This window comes from Haloarchaeobius amylolyticus (genome assembly GCF_042678045.1).
Taxonomy (GTDB): Archaea; Halobacteriota; Halobacteria; order Halobacteriales; family Natrialbaceae; genus Natrinema; species Natrinema amylolyticus_A.
Window position 1 is genome coordinate 461,165 of the sequence record NZ_JBHUDI010000005.1, and the last position, 21,066, is coordinate 482,230.

At 64.1% G+C, this 21,066-nt stretch carries 19 protein-coding genes and 1 other RNA gene; 12 read left to right on the forward strand and 8 right to left on the reverse strand.

Annotated elements, in window-relative coordinates; translation table 11 throughout:
• The first annotated feature begins 63 nt into the window (after positions 1 to 63).
• From ACFR99_RS11095 to ACFR99_RS11110, 4 genes are all read left to right on the forward strand, one after another.
• Complete coding sequence (locus tag ACFR99_RS11095; RefSeq protein WP_390287288.1) at positions 64 to 1,233, forward strand: ABC transporter ATP-binding protein; 1,170 nt, start codon at positions 64 to 66, stop codon at positions 1,231 to 1,233.
• 175 nt (positions 1,234 to 1,408) lie between these two features.
• A complete protein-coding gene (locus ACFR99_RS11100; protein ID WP_390287290.1) occupies positions 1,409 to 2,053 on the forward strand; it encodes a DUF998 domain-containing protein in 645 nt (214 codons plus the stop codon).
• A 69-nt stretch (positions 2,054 to 2,122) separates the two neighbouring features.
• On the forward strand, positions 2,123 to 2,401 hold the full coding sequence (locus ACFR99_RS11105; protein WP_092928810.1) for a UPF0058 family protein: 279 nt from the start codon (positions 2,123 to 2,125) through the stop codon (positions 2,399 to 2,401).
• Positions 2,402 to 2,449: 48 nt separating this feature from the next.
• Complete coding sequence (locus ACFR99_RS11110; RefSeq protein WP_390287292.1) at positions 2,450 to 4,975, forward strand: DUF7527 domain-containing protein; 2,526 nt, start codon at positions 2,450 to 2,452, stop codon at positions 4,973 to 4,975.
• A 195-nt stretch (positions 4,976 to 5,170) separates the two neighbouring features.
• On the opposite strand, the gene ACFR99_RS11115 is transcribed toward ACFR99_RS11110, so the two are convergent.
• Positions 5,171 to 5,476, reverse strand: a complete 306-nt coding sequence (locus ACFR99_RS11115; protein WP_390287294.1) for a hypothetical protein — start codon at positions 5,474 to 5,476, stop codon at positions 5,171 to 5,173.
• Between the two features lie 369 nt (positions 5,477 to 5,845).
• Between ACFR99_RS11115 and ACFR99_RS11120 the strand changes: the two genes are divergently transcribed.
• From ACFR99_RS11120 to ACFR99_RS11130, 3 genes are all read left to right on the forward strand, one after another.
• Entirely contained in the window at positions 5,846 to 7,210 is a 1,365-nt protein-coding gene (locus tag ACFR99_RS11120) for an adenylosuccinate synthase (protein WP_390287296.1), read from the forward strand.
• Positions 7,211 to 7,281: 71 nt separating this feature from the next.
• Positions 7,282 to 7,476: a methytransferase partner Trm112 gene (locus ACFR99_RS11125; protein WP_390287298.1), complete on the forward strand. Its 195-nt coding sequence runs from the start codon at positions 7,282 to 7,284 to the stop codon at positions 7,474 to 7,476.
• A 14-nt stretch (positions 7,477 to 7,490) separates the two neighbouring features.
• On the forward strand, positions 7,491 to 8,081 hold the full coding sequence (locus tag ACFR99_RS11130) for a DUF7524 family protein (protein WP_390287300.1): 591 nt from the start codon (positions 7,491 to 7,493) through the stop codon (positions 8,079 to 8,081).
• 50 nt (positions 8,082 to 8,131) lie between these two features.
• Here ACFR99_RS11130 and ACFR99_RS11135 read toward each other — a convergent pair whose 3' ends face one another.
• Together ACFR99_RS11135 and ACFR99_RS11140 are read right to left on the reverse strand one after the other, a co-directional pair.
• Positions 8,132 to 9,250 carry a DR2241 family protein gene (locus tag ACFR99_RS11135; protein WP_390287302.1) on the reverse strand — a complete coding sequence of 373 codons (1,119 nt, stop codon included), beginning with the start codon at positions 9,248 to 9,250 and terminating at the stop codon, positions 8,132 to 8,134.
• A 3-nt stretch (positions 9,251 to 9,253) separates the two neighbouring features.
• Complete coding sequence (locus tag ACFR99_RS11140) at positions 9,254 to 10,159, reverse strand: CbiX/SirB N-terminal domain-containing protein (protein WP_390287304.1); 906 nt, start codon at positions 10,157 to 10,159, stop codon at positions 9,254 to 9,256.
• A gap of 132 nt (positions 10,160 to 10,291) precedes the next feature.
• On the opposite strand from ACFR99_RS11140, the gene ACFR99_RS11145 reads away from it, so the two are divergent.
• Both ACFR99_RS11145 and ACFR99_RS11150 read left to right on the forward strand, forming a co-directional pair.
• A complete protein-coding gene (locus tag ACFR99_RS11145; RefSeq protein WP_390287306.1) occupies positions 10,292 to 11,050 on the forward strand; it encodes a DUF2797 domain-containing protein in 759 nt (252 codons plus the stop codon).
• 106 nt (positions 11,051 to 11,156) lie between these two features.
• Positions 11,157 to 11,525, forward strand: coding sequence for a hypothetical protein (locus ACFR99_RS11150; protein WP_390287309.1), 369 nt, complete (start codon positions 11,157 to 11,159; stop codon positions 11,523 to 11,525).
• Positions 11,526 to 11,604: 79 nt separating this feature from the next.
• Here the strand turns inward: ACFR99_RS11150 and ACFR99_RS11155 are convergent, their stop codons facing one another.
• The 3 genes from ACFR99_RS11155 to ACFR99_RS11165 form a co-directional block, all read right to left on the reverse strand.
• Positions 11,605 to 13,383 (reverse strand): ABC transporter substrate-binding protein, encoded by a 1,779-nt coding sequence (locus tag ACFR99_RS11155; protein WP_390287312.1) that lies wholly within the window; start codon positions 13,381 to 13,383, stop codon positions 11,605 to 11,607.
• 121 nt (positions 13,384 to 13,504) lie between these two features.
• Positions 13,505 to 14,356 carry a phosphatase PAP2 family protein gene (locus ACFR99_RS11160; protein ID WP_390287314.1) on the reverse strand — a complete coding sequence of 284 codons (852 nt, stop codon included), beginning with the start codon at positions 14,354 to 14,356 and terminating at the stop codon, positions 13,505 to 13,507.
• A gap of 5 nt (positions 14,357 to 14,361) precedes the next feature.
• Complete coding sequence (locus tag ACFR99_RS11165; protein WP_390287316.1) at positions 14,362 to 16,146, reverse strand: ABC transporter substrate-binding protein; 1,785 nt, start codon at positions 16,144 to 16,146, stop codon at positions 14,362 to 14,364.
• 214 nt (positions 16,147 to 16,360) lie between these two features.
• Between ACFR99_RS11165 and ACFR99_RS11170 the strand changes: the two genes are divergently transcribed.
• The 3 genes from ACFR99_RS11170 (at position 16,361) to ACFR99_RS11180 (ending at position 17,977) form a co-directional block, all read left to right on the forward strand.
• Positions 16,361 to 16,639, forward strand: coding sequence for a ribonuclease P protein component 4 (locus ACFR99_RS11170; RefSeq protein WP_390287318.1), 279 nt, complete (start codon positions 16,361 to 16,363; stop codon positions 16,637 to 16,639).
• A 163-nt stretch (positions 16,640 to 16,802) separates the two neighbouring features.
• Positions 16,803 to 17,051, forward strand: a complete 249-nt coding sequence (locus ACFR99_RS11175; protein ID WP_390287320.1) for a YhbY family RNA-binding protein — start codon at positions 16,803 to 16,805, stop codon at positions 17,049 to 17,051.
• Positions 17,052 to 17,083: 32 nt separating this feature from the next.
• The gene (locus ACFR99_RS11180) at positions 17,084 to 17,977 is read left to right on the forward strand and encodes a mechanosensitive ion channel family protein (RefSeq protein ID WP_390287322.1); all 894 of its coding nucleotides are present in this window, start codon (positions 17,084 to 17,086) and stop codon (positions 17,975 to 17,977) included.
• A 292-nt stretch (positions 17,978 to 18,269) separates the two neighbouring features.
• On the opposite strand, the gene ffs is transcribed toward ACFR99_RS11180, so the two are convergent.
• An RNA gene (ffs, locus tag ACFR99_RS11185) (signal recognition particle sRNA) lies at positions 18,270 to 18,582 on the reverse strand.
• A 175-nt stretch (positions 18,583 to 18,757) separates the two neighbouring features.
• Positions 18,758 to 21,004 (reverse strand): CDC48 family AAA ATPase, encoded by a 2,247-nt coding sequence (locus ACFR99_RS11190; RefSeq protein WP_390287324.1) that lies wholly within the window; start codon positions 21,002 to 21,004, stop codon positions 18,758 to 18,760.
• Positions 21,005 to 21,066: the final 62 nt, after the last annotated feature.

A 21,066-nucleotide genomic window follows, 5' to 3' on the forward strand; every position in this document is an offset into this window, starting at 1 on the left:
ATTATAAGTGATTTAGGCACGCCTAAATGGAATGTGCGCCGGCAGCTGCCGGGGGGTCGAGACATGGCCAAAGGAGAACTGCTTACATCAGCGGTCGAGAACCGGTCCACGAAATCGACGACGGAGACGGTTCTCGAACTCGACGGAATCGCGAAACGCTACGGGAACCAGGATGTCATCGGCGATCTCTCGATCGCCGTCCGAGATGGCGAGATCCTGACCCTGCTCGGCCCATCCGGCTGTGGCAAGACCACGACGCTGCGGCTGATCGCCGGCCTCGAGAAACCCGACGCCGGCCAGATTCGACTCCAGGGCGAGCCCGTCTCCGGCGACGGCCGGTTCGTCCCACCGGAAGACCGCAACGTCGGCGTCGTCTTCCAGGACTTCGCGCTCTTTCCACACCTGACCGCCCGCGAGAACGTCGCATTCGGCCTACAAGACCGGCCCGAGGGCGACCGTGCGGACCGCGTCGACGAACTGCTCGAGCTCGTCGGCCTCGAGGCCCACGGCGACCACTATCCCGGCGAACTCTCCGGTGGCCAGCAACAGCGGATCGCGCTCGCGCGCTCGCTGGCCCCCGAACCCGAGATGCTGTTGCTCGACGAGCCCTTCTCGAGTCTGGACGTCGACCTGCGCGTCGAGATGCGCGAGGAGGTCCGCCGGATCATCAAGCAGACGGGCGTCACCGCGATCTCCGTGACTCATGACCAGGAGGAGGCGCTGTCCATCTCCGACCGCGTCGCCGTGATGAACGACGGCGACATCGAACAGATCGACACCCCCCAGCAGGTCTTCCAGCAACCCGAGTCACGGTTCGTCGCCGGCTTTCTGGGCCACGCCAGTTTCCTCTCGGGCGAGGTCCACGGCGACAGCGTCGACACCGCGCTCGGCCGCGTTCTCCGCGACGACGTCCACGGATTGGCCCACCAGTACGACGGCTCCACCGTCGACCTCCTCGTTCGCCCCGACGACGTCACGGCCTACCCCGCCGACGGCGCGGAGGCCGACGGCCACGTCGTCTATCGGCGCTATCTCGGTCCGACCGTCCTCTATCGCGTCGAACTCGACAGTGGCGAGACCATCGAGTGTATGCACAACCACTCCGATCGGATCGACTTAGACGAGCGCGTCGGCGTCCGCGTCACCGCCGACCACGAACTCGCGTGGTTCCCCGCGGATCACCGCGAAGCGGTCGACGCGAACGCGGACGAAACCCCGGCGAGCGCCGACTGATCGCAACCGTCACGTAGTCCAGTCACCCTATTCGACCCCGGCTATCGATATTCTCGTTGCCGTCGTGTGGGTGCCTTCCTGCTGCTCGAGCGTCCGCTGGACTGTGCCCTTCGTGTTCGCTCGTAGCGGCGGTTCGAACGAGTACCTTGATACCGATATACGCACGAATTGACGTATGGCTAACAGGGCGCGGGTCGCAACGTACTATGGGGTTACCGCCCCGGCGGTTGCCCTCGGTGCGATCGTCCTCGCGACGATCATCGCCCCACCCGAGACGTTCACGTGGCAGGACAGAGCGCTCTCCGAGATGGGGCGGTACGGTTCCTCGACGTTTTTCCTGTTCAACGGTGGACTGATCGCGGGCGGGCTGCTCGGCCTGCCGTTCGTCTGGCACTGCTGGGCGACGAGTCGCAACGCTGTCGAACGCCTCGGCGTCGTCCTGCTCGCGATCGCGGTCGGCGGCCTGATCGGTGTCGGCGTCTTCTTTCTCGAGCACACGGCCGTCTACGTAGAGCGGAGCTTACACGGGCTCGCGGCGCTGTCGGTGTTCGGCGTGGCGCCGTTTGCGAGCTGGGTCTACGGCTCGGGAGCGGCGCTGGCCGGCGACGGCCGGCTGGCGGTCGCGTCGGTCTGGTTCGGGAACGTTCACCCGCTCGCGTGGCTAGGGTGGCTGCTGTCGCTCGGCGGCCGCGTCGATACCGGCACGTGGTTTGCCGTCCCCGAGTTCGTCGCCGCCGTCGCTTTCGGTGGCTGGATCGTCACGCTCGCGGTTACCCGTCGGTCTCGAGACGACGACGAATCGGCTGACCCCGGCCGCTGAGCGGTCGGGTTCGGTTTTGCGACACGTGGCCACACAACGCTTAAATCGAAACCCTTCCTAACGGCGCGTATGCATAAAGACGAACTCCTCGAGCTCCACGAAGAACTCGTCGTCATCATGGAGTACTTCTCGGAGCGTGAGGAGGTCGACGAAACGCTGTTCGACCCTTACCGCCAGCTCGACGTCGACCCCTCGCACGTCCACAAGTCGAAAAGCGAACACAAACACGCGGTCTTCGTCCTCGGCAATGCGCTCGCGAACGCGATGAGCGACGACGAGTTCTCGAGTGCCGGCCGGATCGGCAAGCGGATGAAGGAACTCGCCGAGGACGCGGAATCCAAGATCTAGTGACTGTCTAGGCGAAACGTATTTGGTGCGGTTCCCGCTTGTTGACGTATGGATCCGCGCACGCAAGAGCGCGTCGAGGAGTGGGACTCCCGCCCGTTCAACGGCGGGTTCGACGGTCTCTCCGATCTCGCCCACGCTGATTTCTCCGGTGCGGTATCGGCGGCTGGCACGTGGCTTTTTCTGCTCAACGGCCGCGTCGTCGGTGTCATCGATGGCGATATCGAAGATTTCGAAACCGTCTCGGGCACGTGTTACGAGGCACCCCATCCGTCGCTACCCCTGCTCTGTACAATGGAAGAACAGGGCGGCGAGACACGGGCGAAGTACTATACGAACGAGACTCCGCTTCGGGAAGTCGACGACACGCTCCAGAGTGGGTCGTTCACCGGGTACGTCGAACTGAGCGAGAACGTCCTCAGCGGCGACTACTACGCCGTCTACTACGGCGGTCGCCGGATGGCTGCGGCGTACATCGGGAACGCCGAACGGCTGCTCACCGGCGAGGAGGCGTTCGAACGCGCGGCCGACGAGGTCGGCATCTACGAGGTCATCGACGTCGAAATCGACGTCGTCGACGTGCCGGGAACGGGCGACTCGGCGTCGGAGACGGAATCGACGACCGAATCCCCACCCTCCGACGCCGCGGTCGATGCCGGCGCACCCAGCGCAGCGACCGATGACGACTCGGAACCCGACACGACGGGGTCATCGATCGAACCGATCGACGTCTCGAGCACTGACGCAGTTGATTCCGCTCGCACGGCCGGGACCGAGTCGGTCGAAGACGCCACTGACGACGAGCCGTCGGCGCTGTCGTCGGAGATCGACCTCACGGACGATCCGTCGGGCATCACGGCAACCGACAGCAGCGAGACCGAGACCGAGTCGCCGTCGGCCGGGATCACCGAGTCGGCGCCCACTGATGATTCCGGCCCGGCGTCCGCTTCCGAGCCGTCCGCTGTCGACGAGACTCCACAGACACCGGACCGAGACGCCCCGACGGAGCCAGACTCGAGCGGGCAGAGCGAGGCCGACGCGGTATCGACAGAAGCGATTGACTCCGAGCCAGCGTCGACGGCGGAAGCGCCAGTTGCCGAGGAACCGTCGACCGACGAACCATCGACAGTGGACGCCGATCCCGAGTCGACGTCGAACCCCGACCTCGCCGAAATCGAAGCGGCGGCCGAGGAACTCGATCGGAACGACATCTCCTGGGTCGACGACGACGGCGAGCCATCGACCGGATCGGCCAGTGACGGTTCCGTCACCGAGTCCGGAGCGGCGACCGAGGACGAGGGACTCGAGGAGGAGTTCGAACGCGAAGCGGAGTGGCGCGAGACACGACGTATCCCCTCGATCGATCCGGAGAACAGCGATTCGGAGTCCGACTCGAGTACGGGTGGGCGCGAGCTCCGGATGGACCAGCCGTCGACGTCGTCGGACGCGAGCACGGCTGCGTCACCGTCGAACACCGCTCGGTCCGACGCCAGTTCCACGGAGCGAACTGCGACGGCCACGGCGTCGGCCGGGGGCACGTCCGAGTCACGGACGGATCACTCCCAGACGCAGGAACCCCCCCGCTCAGGGGGAGACGCCGCCACCGCCGACACACAGCGCGAGCGGGTTTCGGCGCTCACCGAGAAAGTCGAGACGTTGCAGGAACAGCGCGATACGCTCGCGACGAAAGCCGAGGAACTCGAGACCGAACGCGACCGGCTGCGCGCCGAAAACGACGACCTGTCCGCGACGATCGACCGACTCCAGTCCCGGATCGACGACCTCGAGACGGAACTCGAGCAGGCCCGCACGCGCGAGGCTGACGACGCGAAGGCCGGAACCAGTGCCAGCACACAGCTCTCGCCCCAGCAGGCGCTCTCGCAGACGAACCTCTTCGTCAGGTACGCCTCGAAGAGCCAGCCGACCCTCGAGACGGCCCACGGTGGCGATGCCGACCGGAGCGAGGTCGCCTCGAACCTGCGACTGGAACACCACACCGGGTTCGACTCGAGCGACACTGCCGTCGACGGCCAGTCTTACGACGAGTTCCTCGAGACGACGATGGAGTATCGGTTCGTCGACTGGCTCACCGAAATGCTCCTCTATGAGATCCGCGACACCGGGAACGCGAACGGACTTGGTGACCTCTACGACGCGATCCCGCGGATCGATCGGGCGGAACTCGGTGCGACCATCTCGCTTGCCGATGACGACACTGAAGACGTCCCCGAGCAGGTGACCTTCGACATCGTCGCGTTCGACAAGATGGGGAACCCGTTACTGCTGGTCACGCTCAACGACTCACGCGAGCCCGCGACGAAAGACCTGCTCGCGGAACTCGAGGAAGCCGCCTCCGCCGTCAAGGCGAACTATCCGGATCTGGCGGCCGCGATCGCCGTTACCTCGAGTTACTTCGAGCCCGGTGCGCTCGAGGTGGCCGAACAGGCGACGAGCAGCGGCTTCCTCAGCCGGAGCTCGAAGCTGAGTTACGTCAACCTCTCGCGCAAATCCGGCTATCACCTCTGTCTCGTCGAGTCGCGCTCGGAAGGGTTCCACATGAACGTGCCCGAGCTATAGCCGGTCGCACTCGATTCTGTTATCGCCGTTCTGATCGCTGCCGATAGCAGTTGCTCTGACGAGTGACTTCCGGAGACGATCGGCTGCTCGAGCGCTCGAGTCTGGCCGAAACGCGGTGGGAAGAAGTGTACTCCGTCCGTGTCGCACCGGCGTCGATCGCGGGGACGGGCGACAACGTCCGACGTGGACGAGAGACTAGCCTTCGATCTCTGCGACGTCTTCGATCTTCATGCCGTCGAGCTTGTCGACGATGTCGTCGAGCTTTTCGTCGAGTTCATCGACGAACTCGGCGGTGCGCTCGGTCTTGATTGCACCCTGGCTCGAGGGCTCGATGAGGTTCTCCTCCTCAAGGACGCGAAGCGAGTAGCGGACCTTGTGGTGCGGGTACCCCGTCTCGTTCGACATCTTGACGATCCCGATCGGTTCGTTCTCGATGACCATCTTCAGGACCTGCAGATGTCGTTCCAGCATATCGACTTCCTTCTCAAGTCGGTCTATCATGGCATTTGTTAACTTGTCTTTGGGCCTTTTAAAAGTTACTCTCGAGCGCTGAAACGACTACGACCAATATGTCAATCACTCCTGTCAGTAGTTAACGCTTCCGATGTGGCCGGTTTCCTGTTAGAAGACGTGTCCCTCCCATCGAATTATACGACTGGCAGCGAACGGTCTGAGGGCCGTCAGCCGTCGCGGGAGAAACTGGTGACAGAACGTCCCTGAATCTCCGTTTCGACGTCTCTGACGTCCGAATGCTGGAGAGACAGTGTCGATGCGGCTCGTCGATCGATCGGCAGCCTGCCTCGTGGATCTCGGTGGTGACACCCGTATACCGTAATCTGTTTATCGGCCGGGCAAGAACCCGACGCTGTTATGACCGTCACTATCGTCGGGTCGCAACTCGGCGACGAAGGCAAGGGTGGGGTCGTCGACCTGTACGGCGACGCCGCCGACGTCGTCGCCCGGTATCAGGGCGGCGACAACGCTGGCCATACCGTCGTTCACGACGGAGAGAAGTACAAACTGTCGCTCGTGCCGTCGGGGGCCGTCCGAGGAAAGGTCGGCGTCCTCGGCAACGGCTGTGTCGTCAATCCCGAGACGCTGTTCGACGAGATCGACACGCTCCGCGACCGCGGCCTCGAGCCGGACGTTCGCGTGGCCGAGCGCGCACACGTCATTCTTCCCTATCATCGCGCGCTCGACGGGATCGAAGAAGAAGAAAAGGACGACCTCGCCGCTGGCACCACCAAACGCGGCATCGGTCCGACCTACGAGGACAAGGCCGGCCGCCGCGGCGTCCGAATCGGCGATCTACTCGATCCAGACGTGCTTCGCGAGCGACTCGAGTACGTCGTCCCCCAGAAGAAGGCCCTCGCAGAGGAGGTCTTCGAGAAGGAAACCGGCGAAGAGTTCGACATCGACCACCTCTACGAGACCTACCGCGAGTACGGCAAGCGACTCGAGGAGGAAGACATGACTGTCGACTGCGGGACGTTCCTCCAGGAACGTATCGACGCCGGCGACAACGTCATGCTCGAGGGCGCACAGGGAACGTCGCTCGACATCGACCACGGTGTCTACCCCTACGTCACCTCCTCGAATCCGAGTTCGGGTGGCGCGACTGTCGGCACCGGCCTCGGCCCGACCGTCATCGGACAGGGCGACGTCATCGGCATTGTGAAAGCCTACCTCTCGCGGGTCGGCACGGGTCCGCTCCCGACCGAACTCGGTGGCGTCGAGGATCAGACGCCCGACTACGACCCGAACGAGGGTGCCGGTGAGGACGAAGAGGAACTCGCGACCCAGATCCGAGACGAGGGTGGCGAGTACGGGACCGTCACCGGCCGCCCACGTCGCGTCGGGTGGCTCGACATGCCGATGTTGCGCCACGCAACCCGCGCGAACGGCTTTACCGGCCTCGCGATCAACCACATCGACGTGCTGGCTGGTCTCGACGAAGTGAAAGTCGGCCACAGCTACGAGTTCGACGGCGAGGAGATCTTCACCGTGCCCCCGACGACCGAACAGTGGGGCCGCTGTGAGGCCACGTTCAAGTCCTTCGACGGCTGGCCCGAGGTCGACTGGGCCGCGGTCGCCGCCGAGGGCTACGAGGCCATCCCCGAGAACGCACGAACGTACCTCGAGTACATCAGCGACGAACTCGACACGCCGATCTACGCAGTCGGTGTCGGCCCCGGCCGCGAGGAGACAGTCGTCGTCGAGAACCCCTACGAGTAGCCGCGCGGATCACTCGCGACTGTCCGGGACGTTCCCGAAACCTTTTGCTGGAGGCGACGAGCCTACGTAGTATGAAGGAGTCGTTGCTGGACATTCTCTGCTGTCCGCTCGATAAACACGATCTGGAACTCGAGGACGCCGAGTACGACGGCGACGAGGTCGTCGGCGGCGAACTCGTCTGTACCGAGTGTGGCGAGACCTACCCGATCGAAGACGGGATTCCGAACCTGCTGCCACCGGACATGCGCGAAGAAACGCCGGCCTGACGGACATCGAAACCGTGTCACCGACCGAGGTCACCGTCCACGTCAACCGCAGGTCCGCAAACGCGCTCGAGCCGGCCAGCACCGTGCTCGAGACCGACGACTCGTTTTGCCTCTCACTGCAGGGCCACGAGTCACCCGCACACGTCCACTGTCGTCTCGACGGCGACCTCGAGCGGATCGCGTCGCTCGGCGATGCGAACTACTACGTCGAACCGAACAGCGTCACGACCGTCCCGATCGCCGTCGATGCCGACGCGATCGACCGACCAGTCGACGGCCGCCTCGAGGTCCTGACGGGCTATGGCTCCGAATCGGTCGCGATCGAGGTCACAGTCGTTCCCGGTCCGCCGGACGTCGACGTCGACGAATCGCTCGCCGAACCGGCCCGTTCGACGCCCGAGCCGACGCCGCTCGAGCGCGCGATCGACCAGGTGACCGCCGTCAGCGGACTCGATTCGGGAACGCTTGCGGTACTGGCGCTTGGTGTGGTCGCGCTCGGGATCGGGGCGCTAACCGCGGCGTCGATCGGCGGTCCGGTCGCGACGGCCGGTCTGGCGATCGTCGTCGCCGGGGTCGTCGTGGCGCTGTTTCTGTTACTGCAGTAGAATCGGACGCTGGCGTTCGAACTGTCCGGTTCGAGTGCGACTCGGGAGACCTATTCGTCGACCTGCGTCGCCTCGAGTCCGTCCTCGCCGACTCGCTTGGCCCGGAGATATCGCGCCCGATATCGGTTCGCACCGTCGTAGACGTCGGCCTCGCGAATCTCGTCGACCCGGCCGTCGGCGACGGCGTCGATCAGCTCTTCGAGCTGGTTGAGTTCGCTGGTCGTGAGCTCGAGTTCGTAGGTATGTTCCTCTTCGGACTCGAGGATAGCCCACTTGCGGGCGGCTGCGACGACGAGCGAGCAGGGTTCCCGGCAGGGGAACGCCCCATCGCCGCCGTCGACGTCCAAGTCGTCGTCTTCGTCGTACTCCCACTCGCGTCGCCGAAGACACTGCGAGTCGACACAGCAGGCTTCAGCCATCCAGTCGACGGCCCCGCGGGGAAGTTCGTCGATCACGTCGTAGATGCCGGTCTGGCGCTCGGCGGTCTCGGTCCAGTGGTCGACGTCTAGGTTGCCACGCAGTTCGCGGTGCCAGTTGGCGATCGTGGCGGGATAGAGGAAGCCGACCGTTTCGACGAGTTCCGCACCCGAAAGCCCAGTAAACGCCCAGCCGGAGACGAGCGTGGGCGCGGTTTTCAGCGGCCGGTAGCGGCCGTCCTCGTCGTAGGTTGCGATCTCGCGGGCGTCGCGCGGGTCGTCGTAGACCTCGAGGTCGGCGAGGTCGCTGTCGGCGTCGTCGACGTGCCAGAGGTCGTAAACGCGCTCGCCGTCGGGGTCGTCGACGTCGACGAAGCGGGCCGTGATCGCCAGCTGACCCCAGTGGCGGTCGATACCGTCGCGGAGCGCGTCGTACCGAGTCGGTACCGCGAGCTCTTCGGTTGTGTTCTCGTCGGCATCCGGAATCGGTGCGTGTTCACACCACCGCAGGAACGCACGCCGGGCAGTATCTTCTCCACCGACGGTCTCCTGCCAGTAGCGCCAGTTGGTGACGTACTCCTCACAGGTCTCGAGCGCCTCCCGAAGGGCGTCCTCGTCGAGGTCGTGCCACTCGTTGTCCGGCGTCTCGAGAGTGTAGTCGCCGTCTTCCACGTCGATCCGGAGGCCGTCGAACGCGACGCCGGCCGATGCGCGATCGGTCAGCGTCTCGAGGTCGTCCGTCGCTATCGTCACGCGTCAGTCCCCCGCACCCGTTCCCGCGCTCGGTTCGTGGTCGGTCTCGGCGACCGACTCGGCGAGGTCGCGAACCGCCTCGCGGGCGTCGCCGATGTCGGCCCCGGCGTCGGCCGCGCGCTCGAGGACGACGTCGGCCATGAGCTCTTCGGTACCGACGGCACCCGTATACCAGATCCGGTGGCCGTCGACCTCGGCGGGCACGTCCCAGCCGAGCCGGTAGTCCTCGGTCAGCCCCATGTCTTCGGGAATGTCCTCCTGGGTGTGGTAGCCGTCGGCGATAAACAGCGGCACGACGACGATGTCGTCGCTCTCGAAGTAGTCCGTAACGTCGTCGACTTCCGGTTCCTCGTCCATGAACAGCGCTTTGACCTCGTCGAAGCGGTCGCGGTCGCGGATGCGCTCGCTGTGGTACTCGATGGCCTTCGCGGAGTTTTCGTTGCGCTCGGTCCCGTGGCCGACCACCGACAGGCCGACGCCCTCACCCACTTCCGGGTCCTCCATCGCGGTTTCGGCCCGCTGGACGATCACGTCCGTCATCGCGTCGTGGGTGCCGACCGGCCCACAGTAGTGAATGGTCTTGCCGACATCGGCGGCCTCGAGCGTGGCCTGTGAGGCGCTGGTGCCGTCCGAATCCCACTTTTCTGGGTCCCAGTCGTCCAGGCGCAGTTCACGCGGGATGACCTGCTCGGTGAAGTAGCCCTCGCTGATAAAGAGGGGGACGACGAACACCTCGTCTGCCTCGAGCGTGCGGACCACCTCGCGGAAGTGGGGTTCTTCCTTCCAGAACGCCTCGCGGACCTCGTCGAACGCGCCCGTCTCGCGGATCGTATCCGCGTGGGCATAGGTCGGATCCGAGGCGTCCGGATTCAGATGCGATCCGTGTGCCGCGATGACCAGCGCTTGCATGGACGGCGCTTAGGATAGTACCGGTATAGGGCCTTCGCTGCCGGTCCTCGTCGCCGGGTCCGACGGTCTGACACGCGCTGCTCGAGTCCGGAGAACGCTACGTCTATTTGCGCCCAGTGACAACTCAAATCCGTGCAACTGGTCGGCTACGAACCGAGCGGACGGGGATCGGCCTTGCTGGTCAGCAACGGCAGCGGCGAGGTCGACAGCCGTCCGCTCACGGCCGGTGACGAGATCGCGTACACGCTCGGCGAGCGCCACTGCGCCGGAACGATCGACGAGACTGGCACGCACATCGCCTGCGACCGGCCGTCGGCCCCCTACTGCGAGTATCATACGAGCACGTGGGTCTGTGCCCGCTGTACCGGCACCTGTCTGAAAGACGAGATGGACTGTCACGAGGACCACGCCGTCTACATCGCAGCGTTCGCCCCCGACACGTTCAAGGTCGGCGTCACCAAGCTGTGGCGCCTCGAGACCCGGCTGCGCGAACAGGGAGCCGACCGCGCGGCCCACGTCCACACCGTTTCGAACGGTCGCATCGCCCGCGAACTCGAGGCCGAGATCGCAACGCGACTGGTCGACCGGGTTCGAACCGGCCCAAAGGTGGCTGCACTCGCCGCCTCGGTCGACGAAGCCGCCTGGGAGGCCGTCCTCTCGGAGTTCGACGTCGTCAATCGGTTCGACTTCGACTACGGGCTCGCCCTCGAAACCCGACCGGTCCGCGAGACGGTCGCGTCGGGGACCGTCGTCGGCGTCAAAGGCCGGCTGCTGGTCCTCGAAAACGGCGGGACGATCTACGCTGTGGACATGCGCGACCTCGTGGGCTACGACCTCGAGGAAGGCCCCACAGGTCGTGACCTGCAATCGTCGCTGGGGTCGTTCGGGTAGTTCCTGTTCACAGCTGGTGCACCATCTCGTCGCCTGCCAGCACCCGAGCTATCGAAGCATTCGAGACATGGCAATCCTTTTCCCCGCCGCAGCAGAATCCGATGGTATGACGGACGAAAACGATTCCCCCGACGGAGACGCAGGCGACGACAGCGAGGAAAAGTCCTTCCGCGAGCGGGTCGAAGAGATCCGCGAGAAGCGCGCCGAAGAGGGTGAAGGCGAAGGCGACGCCCCCGAAAGCCCGTTCGGCGGCGGCGGTGGCGGCCCTGGCGGCATGGGTGGCGGCAATCCGTTCGCCCAGATGATGGGCGGCATGATGGGCGGCGGTCCCGGCGCTGGTCCCGGTGGGCCCGGCGCTGGCGGCCAGGACGAGAGCAACGAGGAACTCGTCCGCGAAGTCCGACAGCTCCGCGACGAGATGCGCGACCAGACCCGCGCGCTCAAGCGCATCGCTGACGCGCTCGAAGACCAGTAAAATTCAGCGTCCCGTTTTCGCCGCTCATCTACTCCGACGAGCGATGTCTCTCTCGCACAAGAAAGACGACGTGAGTTGCTTACTGCCTCACTCGGAGCCGGTCCCGATCGTCGTAGCGGAAGCCGGCGTCTTCGAAGGCCGCTCGAGCCTCGCGGACGTTCACCTCGCCGTCGGCGCCCAAAAACGGCGTTTCGGGGTCACGTCCGTCCCACGCGAGAGTGTCGGGAACCCAGTCCTCGGTGACTGGCGTCGCGATCGGTCGGGCGTACCCGTGAAATACGTTCTCGACCAGCCACTCCTTGTCGATCAACCGCGCGATGACCTGCCGGAATCGAGGGTTGCCAAGCGGTGCTTTCCGTGTGTTGAACCCGAGGAAGTAAAACATCCACGGCGTCGACGTGAACACCTGTCGGCCGCTCGACGTCTCGACACCGTCGACGAGTTCCGTATCGAGTGGAGCACTCGTGACGTCAGCAGCGTCGTTTACGACGGCCTGTATCGCCGTCTCCTGACTCGGTGGGATGTCGATCGAAACCTCGTCGACGGTCGGTTCCGGCAGGTCGACGCCAGCGCGCCGCGTAAAATGCTCGTCGAACCGCTCGAGGACGAGTCGGCTGTCCTCGGTTCGGCTTCCGAATTGGTAGGGACCGCTTCCGACCGGCGGAACGTTGTTCGTGGCGACCGCTGTCGGGGTGCCCTGAGCGAGGGCACCATTCCCCAGTCCCCCCCCAGTGTCGGACCGATCGCGCCAGATATGGGCGGGCAGTATCGGGACGAGCAGCGCGCGTTCACCGGCCGCATGCCCCGCATCGATTTCTATCTCGAGGCGATCGCGATTCCGAATGCTGATCGCCTCGACGGCGTCGACCTGTCCGCGAAACCGGGGTGCGGGCGTCTCACCCTCATCATCGCCGCTGGACATGTCCGCGAGGAACTCATACGTGAACGTGACGTCGGCGGCGGTCACCGGCTCGTCGTCGTGAAACACACACCCGTTTCGGAGACGCACGTCGAGCACCGCCCCGTCCCACTCCCACGACTCCGCGAGCCACGGCGTGAGCTCCCCGGTTCCGTTGTCGGTTGCCAACGAGTCATAGAGTAACTCGGTGAACGTACCGCGGCCGCGATAGTCGGCCATGAGCGGATTGAGGTTTTCCGTCGGCCGCCCATCCGTGTGGACGGCACGCAGCGTCTCGACGTCCGCTGCAGGTTCGAGCCCGAGATAGCCGCTGCGGGTCGCGAGGTGTCCGTCGGTCCAGTCGGCAAACCGGTCCGTGTTGGCGACGCGGTACTCGTCGGGCATACAGATCGGGACGAACGGTTGTTCGCGCGCAATCGCCTCGAGCATGTTCGTGACGGCGTCGCGGCGGTCCGTCTCGGTGGCGTGGCGTTGCTTCTCGAGAAGGTCGTCGACGTCAAGATTGGAGTAGCCGAAGGGGTTCTGCCAGCCCGATTCGTCGGTATACTGCGAGTGCAACGCCTCGTAGAGGAAGTCGGGATCAGTTGCGCCCGGATGGCGGCCGACACAGATGTCGAACTCGTGGTCGTATAGTACTGCCCGGTGGAAGTCGACACCAGAGCGCATCTCGAACGAGATGTCGATCCCGACCGCTTTGAGGGCTTCCTCGAGTCGCCGGGCGATCCGAGTGCTTTCTCTGTCGCTTTCGGCAGGAGGGGTGGTGATCGTCAGCGAGAGTTGGTCGACGTTCTGTTGTGTAATGAGATCCTGGAGTCGGCTCATACAACCGCTGGTCGAGACTGTTAGACCAGCCGTCGCTGCCAGCGCGGCCCGACGACTGAGACCGGTGCCGTCGGTAGCAGTGCTGGTTTGTTCTGGGGCAGCCTGTCCTCCGTTCATGTTGCCAGTTTACCATGGTTGGGCGCCAGGATATAACAGTATTATGTTCGGAGGTGGGCCCAGATCGTCCGTGATGCTGTGCTTCGGTTACGGTACATGCCGTCACCGAAAAACCGATCGTTCACTCCTGTTTCTGCGGCCAGGGTAACCGATTGGCGACCTGTTCTGAAAGCTCCGCGACCGACCAGCGGTCGACGAGTCGATCCGAAAGGACAACACAGGTCGCTGCGAGTATCACGCCCGCGGTGACATCGAGTCCCCAGTGGATGCCGAGGTACATCGTCGAAATCGCGACGCTTACCGCCAAGACGATTGCGACGGGGAACCACTTCGGAAACTCCGATCGTGTCTCCCATGCGAACGCCGCGACGGTCGCCGACAGCGAGGTGTGAAGCGACGGGAAAACGTTAGTGCTGGCGTTGACCTCGCGTGTGAGCCACTGATATTGAGGGTGAGTTTCATACAGCATCCGACCCGTGAGTTCGGCGGACAACCAGTTCCGAGGGCCGTATGCAATAACGAGAATATAGAGGACGAGACCGATCGCGTAGTTAAGCGCATACGCCGTCAACAGCCGCCGGAAGATACGGGTATCGGAGAGCGTAAAGTACGCGATGACCGGAAATATAAGCAGGAACGTATAGCCATAGACATAAATAGCCGAGAAGTACGCTGTTATTTCCGGTGTCTGGATCGACTGGAAGATCAGTACGAACTCTCCTTCGATTTCCCAAAAGGTCCCGGTGAGGTGGACCCCGATTTGTTGCGACAGCTCCGGTGCGGTCTGTCTGGCGACTCGGTTGATCAGCAATACGGTGATCAACACGGCGATCACCGGGCCAGCGATCCTGAGGCGGTTTCGCCACTCCGAACGCGTCCGAGCGAGGCGCTCACGGCCGATGAACACGACGACTGACACCGGCACCAGAATCGTGATTACGAGGGCAAGCTGTGTCAGTACCTCGGCGAGCATCGCTTCTAGTAACCTCCAAGCAAGCGACCGTTATCATCGTACCGGAACCCAGCCGTCTCGAACGCCGCTTTCGCCGCATCCACGTTGAGTTCGCCGTTCGACCCGAGGAACGGTGTCACTGGGTCCTCGCCGTCCCACGTGAGCCGTTCAGGGACCCACTCCTCGGTGACCGGCGTCGCGGTTGGGGTTGCGTGCCCATAGAATGCATCGTCGACGATGGCTTGCTTGGGGAGCAGTTGCGAGACTGCACGGCGGAAATGGGTGTTGCTGAAGGGCGCGTTGCGGACGTTGAATCCGAGATGGTAGAACGTTTGCGAGCGCTCGTCCAACTGTTCGATGTTCTGAACATTAGGGATGGCATCTAGCGTGTTGGTGTCGAGTTCCGACGCCGTCAGGTCTGCGTTACCATCGACTACCTGTCTAATCGCCGTCTCACTGTTGGGTGCGACATCGAAGCGAAGTTCCTCAACGGATGGACCGGGAAGTTCGACGTCATCCCGAAGCGTGAAGTGATCGTCGAATCGTGTAAAGTGGAGATAGTCGTCCTTGACCCGATCCTCGAACTGAAACGGCCCGCTGCCGATCGGCGGAATATGATCTCCCGTAACGGCGATCCATCGGCCTTGTGAAGCCATGAACTCGCCGTTGGCTGCCCGCTGGTCTACCAGATCACGCCAGAAGTGCTTTGGCAGGATCGGCACGGTAAGCGCCCGTTTGCCGACCGCTCGACTCCCTGATATCGAGAGTGTCAGTTCGTACTCGCTGTCGACGGTAACCTGATCGACCACGTCGACGTGGCTCTGATACCGCGGCGCCGGCGAGGGTGTCGGCGCTCGTCCGAGCGACGTGTCCTTGATGAATCGGTAAGTGAAGGCGACGTCCTCGGCAGTCAGCCGTTCGCCGTCGTGGAACTGACAGTCCTCGTGGAGCGTGACCGTCGCGGTCAGCGTCGGTTCCTGTTCGTCGCTTGTGGTTTCCTCCGTCCACGTCACGTCCGTAGCGAGCCACGGCTGTACCTCACCCTCGTGGACAGTCGCCAGTGAATCGTAGAGCAGCCGGATCGTCGTGTCCCGCTCTCGCATCGTCGCCGCCAGCGGATTGAGGTTGCTCGTCGCACGGGAATCCGTTTTGAGCGCCTGCAACTGCTCGACGCCGTCGGCCGGCTCGAGCCCGAGGTAGCCGTGTCGGCTCGTGAGATCAGTTTCGTCCCAGCCGTCGAAGCGATCCGTATTGGCGACACGATATTCGTCGGGATGACAGATCGGTTCGAAGGGCTTGGACTCCGCCAGTGCCGTCAGGACCGACTGAACGAGTCGTTTCCGTTGCTCACCGTCAACTCGCCGCTGGTCTTCCAGGAGCGTATCGAAGGCCATGTTGGTGAGCCCAAAGGGATTTTGCCAGCCGGCTTCGGTGGCGAACGAGGAGTGAAGCATCTCATAGAGAAAATCGGGATCGTATCCAGCAGGGTGATGGCCGACGTAGAGATCGAAATCGTGGTCGATTAGCACCGATTTCAGTAGCTGCGATGGCGATCGCATCTCGATCGAAACATCGACCCCGACCCGTTTGAGATTCGTCTCGAGCCGCCGGGCGATCCCGACGCTCTGCCTGTCTGCTTCCGCCGGCAGCGTGGTAATCGACAGCGACAGTTGCTCGGTCGCGGCCGAATCGACCACGCTCCGCACACGGTCGATACAACCGCTTGTCGTGAGTGCAGCCCCCGCTGCGCCGGCAGCCAAAAACGACCGGCGGCTGACACCGGTGTCAGGGGGTATGGGGTCCCAATTCATGTCGTTATAGAGCACCTCCTATCATTTACGATATAACAATATTGCGTACTCTAACGCAATACGTGTCACACTAAAGAATCTTTTCACTCTGAGAGATAGTTTCTTCAAGTGAATAATTTGCGTGGTGTTATCTAGCACAGAAGATAGCTATCCGCTGGAGACCCAAGCCGGTTCGGAGCGCAACATCAATAGGCGCACCGACGAAACGAGGGGTATGGACATTGCTGCCGAACGGATCGAGCGGCTTCACGACCTCGCTCGAGCGGCGGCAGCGGACGGCGAGGCCGACCGGGCTCGCTACTACGTCCGACTTGCGCGGCGGGTCGCAGAGCGAAACCGGCTCACGCTGCCGCGATCGTTTCGTCGATTTACGTGCGACGAGTGTGATGCGTATCTCCGGCCGGGAGACAACGCTCGCGTCAGATTGCAAGACGGCCACGTCGTCATCACCTGCGAGTGCGGTGCCCATGCGAGATATCCCTACGACGACTGATACGGACGCCTGTCAGTGGGTCCCGGCACATCTGCGTGACGGTGCGAGTGCGGCAGGAACCCGTGACAGTAGACCATATGACTGTTGGCCGGCAGTATCGATCTATTTGCTCGACGTGCCGTATCGGGAAGATTGAAACCGCTTCGCTCTCTTAGAGGGGGATATGGACACTCAGGAACGCAAGCGCCGTGCACACGATCTCGACGTCACCGTCTGGGTTGGGAAAAGCGGCGTCGACGCCGTCGTCGACGAACTCGACGACCAGCTGACCGATAGAGACCTCGTAAAGGTAAAATTCCTGCGGGCCGCCCGTGCCGGCAGTTCGACCGACGAGAAGGCGGCCGACCTCGCCGAGCGTGTCAACGCTGACCTTGTCGACACGCGCGGCCACACCGCAGTGTTGCATCGATGAATGGTTCCGTGGCCCCGCTCCAAAACGGGACTATGGACCTCGGCCCGATCGGCAACGCCCTCGAGGACGCAGGACTGACTGCGGCACAGGCCAGTACTGCGGAAGGCGCGATCAAGTTCGTCGTCGCGCTCGCCGTGATCTGGGTAGTCGGTCGGCTGGTGCTCGTGCCGCTGGTCGAGCGAGCCCTCGACAGGCGCGAACTCGACGAGCACGCCAAGAACCCACTGTTGTTGGTCACGCGCTTTGGCGTCGCCTTTCTCGCGCTCTCGGTCGCCTTCGGCTTCGCCGGGTTCGGGAACTTCCTCGTCTCGATGGCCGGCATCGCTGCGGCCGGCGCGCTCGCGATCGGGCTGGCGATGCAGAACGTGATCTCGAATTTCGTGGCCGGAGTCTTCATCTACACGGACAAACCGTTCCGCATCGGCGACTGGATCGAGTGGGACGATGGGACGTATTCGGGCGTCGTCGAGGACATCAGCCTCCGCGTGACCCGCGTGCGAACGTTCGACAACGAACTGTTGACGGTGCCGAACTCGGCGCTCACCGAAAACGTCCTCAAAAATCCCGTCGATGCCGACAAACTCCGGCTGAAGTTCGTCTTCGGGATCGGCTACGACGATGACATCCAACAGGCGACCGACATCATCGTCGCGGAGGCCGAACGCCACCCCGACATCATGGACGACCCCGCCCCTTCGGTCCGACTGACCGAACTCGGCTCGTCCGATGTCGGCCTCCAGTCGCGCTTCTGGATCGCAAACCCATCTCGCGCTGACTTCGTCCGCATCCGCGGCGAGTACGTCACCGCCGTCAAACAGCGCTTCGACGAGGAAGGGATCGACATCCCCTACCCCGTCCGCACGCTCGAGGGCGGTCTCCACCTCGAGAGCGGCAGCGGCCAGAGCGTCGTCCAACCGGCCGAATAACGCTGTCCAACCGCTCCTTTTTGAAACAGTACGGGTCCTCGAGTCTCAAATCCGATGGCCGGGAGCGCGGCTCGAACGACAGTGAGGGCCGCAGGACCCGGAGGAGGGCAGGCCGTTACCGATAGAACCGCGAGCGAGGCCGCAGGCCGAGCGAGCGGGCTGACGACTGATGTGAGTGTAACGAACGGAAGGAGGAATGCTTTTGATCGACCTTTTACCGAGCGACGCGACGGCGTGCGGCAGCAACGCTGCTGTCGCCGTCGCTGAGTGCCGTGTAAAAGGTCGTTGTATGAATGCGGAAGACCGCAATTGCCCGGCGTTCCGGCCGGGGGAATCTCGGTTGCCTTCTCCACCCCGCGACCCGTCGAGCGACAGGTGTCCGGCGGTCCACTGCTCGCTTCCGCGCCTGATGGGCTGTCGCCGACTAACTACGATGGGTCGTCCCTGCGGACGGCCATCGCAGACCGCTGTCCCCGACGGACGAGGCTTCTATGTTGGCTCCCGAGGCCCCGGTCGGTCTGACCGGACGCCTGCGGCGTTCGGTCCCCGCTAAAGACCATAGCGCGGGTAGCGAGCAGGGCCTAACTGCCCGACCTATCCAACTTCAGGTAGGCGATCGGTACTTAAGGGCCTTTCGCCTCGAAAAGCGACCGACTACGCGGGGGTGCGATGGCGGACGTCGTCGCCGATGAGACGGTGTCTGCGAGAGCGACGCCCCGAACACGATCTCGAAGCGATTCTCGAGCACGGCCGACTGCGGCCTTCGTCAAGCGGCCGGTCTCAGCTCTCACCCTCGACATCCTCGAGCACGTCCGCGAACCGGACTGCCTCGGCACCGAACGTGTCGTCTTCACCGGGCGACACGGCTTCGAGCGCCTGCTCGAAGTGGTCGGCGGTGAGTTCGATCGCCCCGACGTCGCGGTCCTCGCCGGTCGCCTCGGCGCGGACGTGATCCCGAACCGCGATCGTCGCAGCCTCGCGACAGACCGCTTCGATGTCCGCGCCGGTGTAGCCGTCCGTCTCCGCCGCGAGCGCGTCAAGGTCGACGTCGTCGGCCAGCGGCCGATCGGCAGTGTGGATCGCGAAGATCTCGCGGCGGGCCGCCTTGTCGGGCTCGCCGACCGCCACGTGACGGTCGAGTCGGCCCGGCCGGAGCAACGCGTCGTCGATCAGTTCGGGCCGGTTCGAGGCCGCGATCACGACGACGTCCTCGAGTTCCTCGAGGCCATCGAGTTCGGTCAGCAGCTGTGAGACGACGCGCTCACCGACGTTGCTGTCGCCGACGCCGCTGCCGCGCTCGCTCGCGATGGCGTCGATCTCGTCGAAGAAGACGATCGTCGGGGCGTTCTCGCGGGCCTTGCTGAAGACCTCGCGGACACCCTTCTCGGACTCCCCGACGTACTTGTCGAAGAGCTCGGGGCCCTTGACCGAAATAAAGTTCGACTGGGCCTCGTTGGCGACTGCCTTCGCGAGCAGGGTCTTCCCGGTGCCCGGCGGCCCATACAGGAGGACGCCCTTGGCCGGCGAGAGACCCACCCGCTCGTAGGCGTCGCCGTGTTCCATCGGCCACTGGACGCTCTCGCGGAGACGCTGTTTCGCGTCCGCGAGGCCACCAACGTCGTCCCAGCTCACGTCGGGGATCTCGACGAAGACCTCACGCATTGCGGAAGGCTCGATTCCCCGCAGCGCGCTCTTGAAGTCGGCCGCCGTGATCTCGAGCGCCTCGAGCACCTCGGCGTCGATCTCGTCTTCGTCGAGGTCGAGTTCCGGCCGGACTCGCCGCATAGCGGTCATCGCGGCCTCCTTGGCGAGGTTCTCGAGGTCCGCGCCGACGAAGCCGTGGGTGTTCTCGGCGTAGCGCTCGAGGTCGACGTCGTCGGCGAGTGGCATGCCGCGCGTGTGAATCTGGAGGATTTCCTCACGGCCCGCGGCGTCGGGGACGCCGATCTCGATCTCGCGGTCGAACCGGCCGGGGCGGCGCAAGGCGGGATCGATGGCGTCGACCCGGTTGGTCGTGCCGATGACGGTAATCTCGCCGCGTTGCTCCAATCCGTCCATCAGGCTGAGGAGCTGGGCGACGACCCGCCGTTCGACGTCTCCCTGGACGTCTTCACGTTTGGGTGCGATGGAGTCGAGTTCGTCGATGAAGACGATCGCCGGCTCGTTGTCGGCAGCCTCTTCGAAGACGTCGCGCAGCTGCTCTTCTGACTCGCCGTAGTACTTCGACATGATCTCCGGCCCCGAAATGGTCTGGAAGTGGGCATCGATCTCGCTGGCGACCGCGCGGGCGATCAGCGTCTTGCCGGTCCCCGGCGGCCCGTGGAGCAGGACGCCTTTCGGCGGCTCGATGCCGAGCGCTCTGAATAGTTCGGGGTGGCGCATCGGCAACTCGATCATCTCGCGGACCTGCTCGAGTTCGTCGTCGAGGCCGCCGACGTCCTCGTAGGTGACGTCCGGCCCGCCGGTCTCGCCGTCGGTTTCGAGCGGCCCCGTCGCTTCGACGGCGAGCTCGTCACCGCCGTGTTCGGTTACCTCGACGGTGGTTTCGTTGCCGACGACGACGGAACCACTCGGATCGGTGTCGACGACGGTAACCGGCAGCCGCCGATTCGAGCGCGTCGAGAGGAGGCCGAAGCCAAGCGACAGCGAGAACGTATCGCCGGCGCTGACGGCCCGTTCGGAGAGTTGCTCTTTGAGATACGAGCCGACGTCACCCTGAATTCGGACGTTTTCCGGCAGCGCGATCGTGATCCGTTCGGCCGGTTCGACGTCGGCCGGTTCGACGGCCACCGGATCGTCGATCCGAACGCCGGCGGCCTGCCGGAGCTGGCCGTCGATGCGGACGATACCCCGACCGGAGTCCTCGCTGCGGCCCGGCCAGACGCGCGCGACGACGCGGCCGTCGGGGCCCTCGATCGCGACGAACTCGCCGCTCGAGACGCCGAGTTCGGCCATCGTCTCGCGATCGATCGCGGCCAGGCCGCTGCCTGCGTCCTTCCGTTTGAGTGGCTTGACGCGGAGTCGCATAGGTGTCGGATGTGCGAACGAGAGTGAGACCGCTCGTCGACGCGACCGACGAACTCAGAACA

Excerpts from the sequence above, each read along its gene's own strand:
- ACFR99_RS11095 (WP_390287288.1), top strand. The coding sequence starts at position 64 with ATGGCCAAAGGAGAACTGCTTACATCAGCGGTCGAGAACCGGTCCACG.
- ACFR99_RS11100 (WP_390287290.1), top strand. The coding sequence starts at position 1,409 with ATGGCTAACAGGGCGCGGGTCGCAACGTACTATGGGGTTACCGCCCCG.
- ACFR99_RS11105 (WP_092928810.1), top strand. The coding sequence starts at position 2,123 with ATGCATAAAGACGAACTCCTCGAGCTCCACGAAGAACTCGTCGTCATC.
- ACFR99_RS11110 (WP_390287292.1), top strand. The coding sequence starts at position 2,450 with ATGGATCCGCGCACGCAAGAGCGCGTCGAGGAGTGGGACTCCCGCCCG.
- ACFR99_RS11115 (WP_390287294.1), bottom strand. The coding sequence starts at position 5,476 with ATGATAGACCGACTTGAGAAGGAAGTCGATATGCTGGAACGACATCTG.
- ACFR99_RS11120 (WP_390287296.1), top strand. The coding sequence starts at position 5,846 with ATGACCGTCACTATCGTCGGGTCGCAACTCGGCGACGAAGGCAAGGGT.
- ACFR99_RS11125 (WP_390287298.1), top strand. The coding sequence starts at position 7,282 with ATGAAGGAGTCGTTGCTGGACATTCTCTGCTGTCCGCTCGATAAACAC.
- ACFR99_RS11140 (WP_390287304.1), bottom strand. The coding sequence starts at position 10,159 with ATGCAAGCGCTGGTCATCGCGGCACACGGATCGCATCTGAATCCGGAC.
- ACFR99_RS11150 (WP_390287309.1), top strand. The coding sequence starts at position 11,157 with ATGACGGACGAAAACGATTCCCCCGACGGAGACGCAGGCGACGACAGC.
- ACFR99_RS11155 (WP_390287312.1), bottom strand. The coding sequence starts at position 13,383 with ATGAACGGAGGACAGGCTGCCCCAGAACAAACCAGCACTGCTACCGAC.
- ACFR99_RS11160 (WP_390287314.1), bottom strand. The coding sequence starts at position 14,356 with ATGCTCGCCGAGGTACTGACACAGCTTGCCCTCGTAATCACGATTCTG.
- ACFR99_RS11165 (WP_390287316.1), bottom strand. The coding sequence starts at position 16,146 with ATGAATTGGGACCCCATACCCCCTGACACCGGTGTCAGCCGCCGGTCG.
- ACFR99_RS11170 (WP_390287318.1), top strand. The coding sequence starts at position 16,361 with ATGGACATTGCTGCCGAACGGATCGAGCGGCTTCACGACCTCGCTCGA.
- ACFR99_RS11175 (WP_390287320.1), top strand. The coding sequence starts at position 16,803 with ATGGACACTCAGGAACGCAAGCGCCGTGCACACGATCTCGACGTCACC.
- ACFR99_RS11180 (WP_390287322.1), top strand. The coding sequence starts at position 17,084 with ATGGACCTCGGCCCGATCGGCAACGCCCTCGAGGACGCAGGACTGACT.
- ACFR99_RS11190 (WP_390287324.1), bottom strand. The coding sequence starts at position 21,004 with ATGCGACTCCGCGTCAAGCCACTCAAACGGAAGGACGCAGGCAGCGGC.